Origin of the sequence: Streptomyces calidiresistens, assembly GCF_014141525.1 — a bacterium.
In the GTDB taxonomy this organism is placed as follows: domain Bacteria; phylum Actinomycetota; class Actinomycetes; order Streptomycetales; family Streptomycetaceae; genus Streptomyces; species Streptomyces calidiresistens.
This window is the reverse complement of record NZ_VKHS01000152.1, coordinates 1-8819: the sequence shown is the minus strand read 5'-3', so window position 1 is coordinate 8819 and position 8819 is coordinate 1. Positions and strand designations below refer to the sequence as shown.

At 73.4% G+C, this 8819-nt stretch carries 7 protein-coding genes; 1 reads left to right on the top strand and 6 read right to left on the bottom strand.

What is annotated here, in order from left to right:
• Positions 1-120: 120 nt before the first annotated feature.
• The 4 genes from FOE67_RS09195 to proS all read right to left on the bottom strand — a co-directional run bounded on the left by FOE67_RS09195 (position 121) and on the right by proS (position 3555).
• Positions 121-360, bottom strand: a complete 240-nt coding sequence (locus FOE67_RS09195) for an RNA-binding protein (protein ID WP_143623946.1) — start codon at positions 358-360, stop codon at positions 121-123.
• Between the two features lie 2 nt (positions 361-362).
• Positions 363-791, bottom strand: coding sequence for a 30S ribosomal protein S16 (gene rpsP / locus FOE67_RS09190; RefSeq protein WP_182662385.1), 429 nt, complete (start codon positions 789-791; stop codon positions 363-365).
• Positions 792-1091: 300 nt separating this feature from the next.
• Entirely contained in the window at positions 1092-1688 is a 597-nt protein-coding gene (locus FOE67_RS09185; protein ID WP_182662383.1) for a hypothetical protein, read from the bottom strand.
• A gap of 451 nt (positions 1689-2139) precedes the next feature.
• Positions 2140-3555: a proline--tRNA ligase gene (proS, locus tag FOE67_RS09180; RefSeq protein WP_182662381.1), complete on the bottom strand. Its 1416-nt coding sequence runs from the start codon at positions 3553-3555 to the stop codon at positions 2140-2142.
• Positions 3556-3705: 150 nt separating this feature from the next.
• Between proS and FOE67_RS09175 the strand changes: the two genes are divergently transcribed.
• A complete protein-coding gene (locus tag FOE67_RS09175; protein WP_182662379.1) occupies positions 3706-4563 on the top strand; it encodes a class I SAM-dependent methyltransferase in 858 nt (285 codons plus the stop codon).
• A gap of 138 nt (positions 4564-4701) precedes the next feature.
• Here the strand turns inward: FOE67_RS09175 and ffh are convergent, their stop codons facing one another.
• Both ffh and FOE67_RS09165 read right to left on the bottom strand, forming a co-directional pair.
• Positions 4702-6264, bottom strand: coding sequence for a signal recognition particle protein (gene ffh / locus FOE67_RS09170; RefSeq protein ID WP_182662377.1), 1563 nt, complete (start codon positions 6262-6264; stop codon positions 4702-4704).
• Positions 6265-6378: 114 nt separating this feature from the next.
• On the bottom strand, positions 6379-8784 hold the full coding sequence (locus tag FOE67_RS09165; RefSeq protein ID WP_438874200.1) for a [protein-PII] uridylyltransferase: 2406 nt from the start codon (positions 8782-8784) through the stop codon (positions 6379-6381).
• Positions 8785-8819: the final 35 nt, after the last annotated feature.

Here is an 8819-nt window from a genome sequence, read left to right as displayed (position 1 = left end):
GGGAAGGGGAGGGATGTCCTCCCTCCGGGAGAACGACCCGGGTCGGGCGCGGCTGTGGCCGCACCCGACCCGGGTCGGTGCTGCGGGCGACGGAGTCGCCGGGATGGAGCGGCGGGTGGGTCAGCGCACCTCGTCGACGTCCACCAGGTCGACGCGGATACCGCGTCCACCGAGGGCACCGACGACGGTGCGCAGCGAACGGGCGGTCCGGCCGTTGCGGCCGATCACCTTGCCGAGGTCATCCGGGTGGACCCGGACCTCCAGAACCCGTCCCCGCCGCAGGGTGCGCGAGGCGACCTGAACCTCGTCGGGATGCTCGACGATGCCCTTCACCAGGTGCTCGAGGGCCTCCTCGAGCATGCTCAGGCCCCGGCCGACTCGTCCGCGCCGGACTCGGCGTCGGCGGCCTTGTCGCTCTTCTTCGCCTTCGGGGTGATGGCCTCACCCTTGGCGTCCCCGGCGCCGTCGGTGACGGCCTCGAAGGGCACGCGCTCCCGCTTGGGCTCGGCGACCTTCATCGGCTCGGGCGCCGGCAGGCCCTTGAACTTCTGCCAGTCGCCGGTGACCTTGAGGATGGCGAGCACGGGCTCGGTCGGCTGCGCGCCGACGCCCAGCCAGTACTGCACGCGCTCGGAGTCGACCTCGATGCGGGAGGGGTTCTGCACCGGGTGGTACAGGCCGAGCTCCTCGATCGCGCGGCCGTCACGACGGGTGCGGGAGTCGGCGACGATGATGCGGTAGTGCGGCGACCGGATCTTGCCCAGACGCTTCAGCTTGATCTTGACTGCCACGGCTGTGGTGTCTCCTGGAGTTGACGTGGGTGGGCCGTGACGGTCCGCCGCGTGGGGTTGCGACGCCCGGGGCCCTACGGACGCGTCAGCCGGAGGAGAGAGGGGTCCTGTACGGCCGGCGAGTTCAGCGGCCCATTCTGCCACACCGCGTACCCTCCCCCGAACGGAGTGCGGCCCCGGCGAGGGCGACGCGGACGCCGCGAACCCCCACGGGACCGCCGGTCCGAGGCGGGAACGACGGACCGGCGATCGGGAACGGCGAACGGGGCCCCGGGGAACGCCCCCGGGCCCCGAGGTGCCTCAGGCCGCGGCGGTGACGGGGTCGGCCGCGATGCGGAACGGCTTGTTGCAGGCACCACAGACGATGGGGGCCTGGGCGAGCACCGAGGGAACGACCCGGACGTTGCGCCCGCAGTCGCAGACCGCCTTGACCCGCACCCCGCCACCGGAGGAGCCGTGGCGCGCGGCCGGCCCCCGAAAGCTGCGGGTGGTGTCGGCGGTGGTGGCGGCGAGGTGTGCGGACAACGCCCGTTGCAGGCGTTCCGCGGTCTGTCGGTAGCGGCGACGGGTGGCGGCGTTCATCGCCACGAGGGAGAAACCGCTGCTGGGGTGGGGTTCCTCCAGGTGCTCCAGCCCCAACTCCTCGGCGATCGCGAGGAAGCGCCGGTTGTGGTAGCGCCCCGCGCGGGAGGTGTCGCGGACGCCACGGGCGGCCGCGATGCCGTGCACCGCCTCGTGGAGCAGACGCTCGAAGGAGAGTTGGGAGCCGCAGGCGGAGGAGGACTCCCCGATCAGGGACTCCGGAGCCGCCAGGTCGGGCAGCTCGGGATGGTGACGCTGGATGTCGGACCAGGCGAGTGCCAGTTCGGCGGCGAGGACAGGTGGTGTCGTGCTCACGTCGGGATTAACGACTCGGCCCCCCGGGGTGTTCCGATTGTGGAGAAAGTCTCCGATTTTGAACTTACCGGTCAGTACGTGACGAGGTGTGACCATCCCGGACGGAAGGCCGGCACGGGGCGAAAGACCCCCGCCACGCCGTCCCACCTGCCGGGGCGCACGTCCGGAACACCGAACTCCGCGGAAGGAGCCGGCGCCCCTCCGGACCGGGGTCGCGGTGGGATCGGGGCGGGGCGACCAGCGCCCCTCGAGACCCCCGTCCCGACCGGGACGTCGGGGGCCGCCCACCCGGGAGGGGGCGCGGCGGGCCGGCGTCGGGTGCGCCCCGACGCCCTCCACCGCTTGCCCCGTGTTTCCCCATGTCGTCACCCACGGGCCCCCCGGCCTCGACACGTGTCGTGCTCTCGTCCTGCGGCGCCGGTCGCGCTCGCCGGGAGGGCGGACCCCCGGGTCAGTACGCGCGCGCCACCACGGCCAGCGTACCCGGAGCGTCGTCGGCCACGGGGACCGACCCGTCCGGCCCCACCAGGCATCGCACCGTGACGCCCTCGGCCGCGAGCGCCGCCTCACCCTCCGACCCCAGGTCGCTCCAGGGGAGTCGTGCCCACCCACCGGCGGCGACCGCCTCCAACGCCTCGGTCGCCGTGGCCACGTCGGCGGTGCGGGACTCGCGGTACTCGCGGGAGGAGCGCAGCAACCGCTCCTGGTCGTCCTCCAGCAGCCCGGGCAGAAGGGCGGCCAGGTCGTTCACCGCCACCGTTTCCTTCCCCCCGGCGACCCGACGGACCAGCACCGCCGTGTCGCGCTCCAGGTCGCGGGGGCCGATCTCCACCCGTGCCGGAACACCCTTGAGTTCCCAGTCCACGGCGCGACGGCCGAAGGGGGTGTCGGTGCGGTCGTCGACCCGCACCCGCAAGCCGGCGGCGATGAGCGCGTCGGCGACCTCCCGCACCCGGCGCAGGACGCCCTCCTCGCCCTTCACGGCCAGCACGACGACCTGGATCGGGGCCAGGCGGGGCGGCACCCGCAATCCGTTGTCGTCGCCGTGGGCCATGATCAGCCCCCCGATCATGCGGGTGGACACGCCCCAGGAGGTCTGCCAGACGAGTTCCCGGGTGCCCTCGCGGGAAAGGTAACGGGTGTCGAAGGCCCGGGCGAAGTTCTGTCCGAGCTCATGGCTGGTCCCCAGTTGCAAAGCCTTGCCGTCCCCCATCATCCCCTCGAGGGTGAGGGTGTTGACGGCCCCCGCAAAGCGTTCACGAGGGGTTTTGCGGCCCGCCACGACATCGATCGCGAGAACGTTGACCATGAAGTCGGCGTACACGTCGCGGTGGATGCGGGCCGCGTAATCCCGGGCCTCCTCGCGTGTGGCGTGCGCGGTGTGACCCTCCTGCCACAAGAACTCACTCGTCCGGAGGAACACCCGCGGACGCATCTCCCAGCGCACGACATTGGCCCACTGGTTGATCAGCAGGGGAAGGTCTCGGTGGCTCCGGATCCACTTGGCGAAGTACTCGTTGACGATGGTCTCGGAGGTGGGACGGACCACCACGGGTTCCTCGAGTTCCTTCCCCCCGCCCCGGGTGACCACCGCCAGTTCGGGGGCGAAGCCCTCGACGTGCTCGGCCTCCCGGGTCAGATACGACTGGGGGATGAAGAGGGGAAAATAGGCGTTCTCGGCACCCGCCGCCTTGATTCGGACATCCATCTCGGACTGTGTGCGCTCCCACAGCCCGTACCCGTACGGTCGAATGACCATGGTGCCGCGCACCGGACCGTTGTCGGCCAGCTCCGCCTTGTTGATCAGGTCCTGATACCAGCGGGGGAAATCCTCCGCCCGGGGAGTGAGGACGGGCGCCTTGGTCATGGCCGGAATGGTACGGCTCCGTGGGGCAGAAGCGTGAATCCGGACCCTTCGCCCTCTGGACGAGGGGAGCAACCGGGAGTTATCTGGCATACAGGAGCAGGGAGACCGACAGCAGCGGACCGCACCCGACCCGTCGATTGGGGCACGGCCATGACACCAACGCTGATCCACCACGACCTCAACCGTCCATCCCGCACCCGGGACTGGGCCGAGATCCAGGAGCGCATGCTTCTGCCGCTGTACGAAGCGGTGTACGAACGCACCGGGGTGGGGCCCGGCACCCGCCTGCTGGAACTGCACTGCGGCTCGGGGCTGGCGCTGCTGCGCGCCGCCGTCCGCGGCGCGAGTGTCACGGGAACCGAACCCGATCCGGAACGGCTGCGGCTGGCCGGGGAGCGCCTGCTCCCCGATCCCGTATGGGGATGGGGCACACGGCGGTGGCCCGCGCGGCTGGTGCCCTCCCTGCCGACGAACCCCCGCGAGGCGGCTCAGTCGCTCCGGGCCCCGTTCACTCTGATCACCTCGTTCGGCGCGCCACCGGAGACGGAGCAACTGCGGCGCGCCGTCGCCCTGGCCGAGCCGGGGGCCACGGTCGTCCTCTCGGGACGGGGCGAACCCGAGGAGTGCGCCGTCAGTGCGGCCCTGCGGGTGGGCGACCGCCTCGCCCGGGCCGTACGGACCCCGGGCGAACGGGAGGCGGAGGGGGCCGCGCCCGAGGCGCCGGGCGCACCGGGCGCACCGGGGCTGCGGGACCTCGCGCGCGCCGTCGGCATCCACCCGGTGGGCGAGGGCGAGGTCGGCTGCCCCTTCGGCTACCCGGGCATGACCTCGGCCCTGCGCGGCCTGCTGGCCACCGGGAGCTTCGACGAGGCGGTGCGGGGGGTGGGGGTGGACCTGGTCGCCAAGGAACTGGCGGAGGCGCTGCACCCCTACCTGGGATCGGACGGCTCCGTGTGGCTCCCGAACATCCTGCGTTACGTCGTGTGCCGGGTTCCCGGCAAGGGCTGAGCCGCGTCCGCCGCCGCTCCCGCACGGTCCCGACCCGCGGCGGGAGGGCGTCGACGCGTCGTTCTCCCCGCCGCCCCGTCCACCCCCGGAACGGGCCCGGGGGCGGACGGACGAGGGGCCGGGATCGTCAAGCGGGGCTCAGCGTCCCGGCGGGAGCATGTCCCGGAACTCCTTGGGCAGCTCGAAGGAACCCGGGTCCTCGTCCGCACCGGGGATGCCGAAGGGGCTGCCGCCGGCCTCCCGGCGCGCCGCCTCCGCGCGCTCCTCCTCCTGCCGCTTCATGGGGTTGCCGCTGCGCCGCTTGCCCTTGACCTTCTTCTGCGGCTTGCCGCGCTTCCGGGCTCCCCCTCCACCACCGGGCATGCCGGGCATGCCCGGCATCCCGGGCATGCCGCCGCCCTGCGCCATCCGGGACATCATCTTGCGGGCCTCGAAGAATCGCTCCACGAGATTCTTGACCGCGCTGACGTCCACTCCGGAGCCACGAGCGATGCGGGCGCGACGGGAGCCGTTGATGATCTTCGGATCCGCCCGTTCCGCGGGGGTCATCGACTTGATGATGGCGGCGGTGCGGTCCACCTCGCGCTCGTCGAGGTTGTTGATCTGATCGCGCATCTGCCCCATCCCGGGCATCATGCCCAGGAGCTTGGAGAGCGAGCCCATCTTCCTGACCTGTTCCATCTGGTTCAGGAAGTCGTCGAGGGTGAACTCCTTGGGACCCTTCGCGAGCTTCTCCGCCATCCGCTCGGCCTCTTGCCGGCTGAAGGTCTGCTCGGCCTTCTCGATGAGGCTGAGCACGTCCCCCATGCCGAGGATGCGGGAGGCCATCCGGTCGGGGTGGAAGGCGTCGAAGTCGTCGAGCTGCTCGCCGTTGGAGGCGAACATGATCTGCCGCCCGGTGACCCGGGCGATGGACAGGGCGGCACCACCGCGGGCGTCACCGTCGAGCTTGGAGAGCACGACGCCGTCGAAGCCCACCCCGTCGCGGAACGCCTCGGCGGTGGTGACCGCGTCCTGACCGATCATCGCGTCGACAACGAAGAGGATCTCGTCGGGGGAGACGGCGTCCCGGATGTCCGCCGCCTGCCGCATCAGTTCCTCGTCGATGCCCAGCCGACCGGCGGTGTCGACGATGACCACGTCGTACTGCTTGTCCCGGGCGTGGGCGATCGAATCGCGGGCCACGGCCACCGGGTCGCCCACGCCGTTGCCCGGCTCGGGGGCGTAGACCGCCACCCCGGCCCGCTCGCCGACGACACGGAGCTGGTTGACGGCGTTGGGGCGCTGGAGGTCGCAGGCGACCAGCAGCGGCGAGTGACCCTGGCCGCCGAGCCAGCGCCCCAGCTTGCCCGCGAGGGTGGTCTTGCCCGCGCCCTGGAGGCCGGCGAGCATGATCACGGTGGGCGGGTTCTTGGCGAACCGCAGTCGACGGGTCTCGCCGCCGAGGATGCGGATCAGTTCCTCGTTGACGATCTTGATGATCTGCTGGGCGGGATTCAGGGCCCGGGAGACCTCGGCCCCCTGCGCCCGCTCCTTGATCTCCTTGATGAAGGAGCGCACGACCGGCAGCGCGACGTCGGCCTCCAGCAGGGCGATGCGGATCTCGCGCGCGGTGGCGTCGATGTCCGCCTCGCTGAGGCGTCCCTTGCCCCGGAGGTTCTTGAACGTCGCGGCAAGGCGGTCGGAGAGAGTGTCGAACACGGCGCTCGCGGTTCCTTCACGTCGGAGAGCGGGACAGCGGTGTCCTTCAGGGTATCCGCCCGCGACCCCGTTCCGGGCCGCGGGCGGGACCCGCGCCGGTTCCCGGGGCCCGGATCAGCCGGCCAGGGCCCGCTCCACCTCCCGTACGAGGGCGGAGGCCTCGGCGACCGGGAGCGGTCCGCCCTCCGGTCCGGTGACGTAGAAGGCGTCCACCGCGTTCGAACCCAGGGTGCTGACGTGCGCGCTGCGCACCCGCACCCCGCGGTCCTCCAGGGCGCGACCGATCCGGTACAGCAGACCGGGGGCGTCCTGGGCCCGGACCTCGATGACGGTGGCCAGGCGGGATCCCAGCGGGGCCACACCGACCCGTGGCGGCGGTGCCTGGATCGCCCGGCGGCGGGGCCGCCGGTAGGCCGCCTCGCGTTCGGCGAGACGGGCGGCGATGTCGAGGGAGCCGTCCAGGGCGCGGACCAGGTCGGCCCGCAGTCGCTCCGCCCGGGGCAGTGAGCCGAACTCGGCCGCCACCCGCCACTCCAGCAGCAGCGCGGTGCCCTGGTCTGCGGGGCGGATGCTGCGCAGTTCGGCGGAGCGGACGGTGAGGCGGTGCAGGGCCAGCACCCCGGCCACGGCGGGCAGCACGCCCGGCCGATCCGGGAGCGCCACCACCAGTTCGACACCCACCGGCTCGGGTTCCGCCGGTTCGGTCGAACCCTCGCGGTCGGCGGGCTCCCCGGCCCCCGCGCCGCCGTTCCCCCTGTCGGCGCCGTCCGGGACGGGGGCGGGTTCCGGTGGGGTGTGCAGGGTGAGGACCGGCCCCCCGGTGGACAGCGCCTCCAGCGCCAGCCGCTCGTCCTCCGCGGAGTTCACGGGAGTGGTGGGCACCCCGGAGGAGCCGACCCCTGCGGTGTCGGGGGCGGGTCCCCGGGCCGGGAGGCCCTCCCCCTCGGCGGCCGTCCGCAGGTGCTCGGTCACCCGCCCCACCAGGTCGGCGATGAGGGAGGACCGCCAGACCGACCAGGCGGCCGGGCCGGTGGCCAGGGCGTCCGCCTCGGTGAGGGCGTGCAGCAGTTCCAGGGTGTCGACGTCGGCGACGGCGGCCGCCACGTGCTCCACGGTCGCGGGGTCGTCCAGGTCGCGGCGGGTGGCGGTGTCCACCAGCAGCAGGTGGTGGCGGACCAGACGGGCCAGGACATCGGTGTCCTCGGGACCGAACCCGATCCGGGCCGCCATGTCGCGGGCGATGGTCTCCCCGGCGACACTGTGGTCGCCGGGCCACCCCTTGCCGATGTCGTGCAGCAGCGCGGCCACCAACAGCAGATCCGGGCGACGCACCCGGCGGGTCAGCGCGGAGGCGCGGACGGCGGTCTCCACCAGATGGCGGTCGACCGTCCAGCGGTGCACGGGGTTGCGCTGCGGCCGGCAGCGCACCCGTTCCCAGTCCGGGAGCAGGCGGGTGATCAGGTCGGCGGCCTCCAGGGCCTCCCACACCGGGACGGTGTCCCGCCCGGAGCCCAACAGGGTGACGAACTCCTCGCGGGCCTCCGGGGGCCAGGGCACCGGCAGCGGTGCGGCGGCCTCCGCGAGACGGTGGACGGCCGGGAGGGCGAGCGGCAGGCCGGATCGGGCGGCGGCGGCCGCGGCGCGCAGCGGCAGGACGGGGTCGCGATCGGGGCGGGCGGTGCGGGCGAGCACCACCTCGCCGTCCTGCTCCACGACGCCCTCGGCCAGCGGCAGCCGCTCCTCGGGGGTCCCGCGACGTCCCGGACGGCCGGCGAGGAGGCCCCGCAGCCGCTGGGAGGGCCGGGTCCAGCCGGAGCGGGAGCGCAGCACGCGACCCACCTCGCGCCAGGTCACGTCGGAGGCGTAGGCGATGGTGCGGGCCGCCTCGTAGATCCGGCGCAGCAGGGCGTCGGCGTCCAGGAGCCCGAGCGCCTCGGCCACCTGCGGCTGGTCCTCCTGGGCGAGACGATCGCCGGCACGGCCGGTGGTGAGGTGGAGGGCGTCGCGGACATCGAGCAGGGTGGCGCGGGCCTCCTCCAGGCCGCGACGGGGGGCATCGGCCACCCAGGAGGCGGCGACGGCACGCAGGGCGGTGGCGTCCCGCAGGCCGCCCCGGGCCTCCTTGAGGTCGGGTTCCAGCAGGAAGGGCAGCTCCCCGTGGCGGCGGGCCCGTTCCCGGCCCATCTGGTGGAGCTCGGGGAGCCGGGCGGGGGCCTCGGAGCGCCAGCGGGCCAGCAGCGAGGTGCGCAGTTCGGCGGTGAGCGTGTCGTCGCCGGCGATGTGACGGGCGTCCAGGAGACCGAGGTGGACCTTGAGGTCCTCCCCCGCCGTTCGGCGGGCCTCGTCGAGGGTGCGCACCGAGTGGTCGAGGGACAGCCCCATGTCCCAGACGGGGTACCAGATGCGATCGGCGGTGGCGGCGACCGCGCCGCGGTCGCCCCGACCGTCGTGGAGCAGCAGCAGGTCGAGATCGCTGCGGGGGGAGAGTTCCCCCCGCCCGTATCCGCCCACGGCGATCAGCGCGCACCGGGGGCGGGAGGGGGCGCCCTCCGGGG

What these genes read in the sequence shown, in the direction of transcription:
- FOE67_RS09195 (WP_143623946.1), bottom strand. Translation starts at nt 360, where the DNA reads ATGCTCGAGGAGGCCCTCGAGCACCTGGTGAAGGGCATCGTCGAGCAT.
- proS (WP_182662381.1), bottom strand. Translation starts at nt 3,555, where the DNA reads ATGACCAAGGCGCCCGTCCTCACTCCCCGGGCGGAGGATTTCCCCCGC.
- FOE67_RS09175 (WP_182662379.1), top strand. Translation starts at nt 3,706, where the DNA reads ATGACACCAACGCTGATCCACCACGACCTCAACCGTCCATCCCGCACC.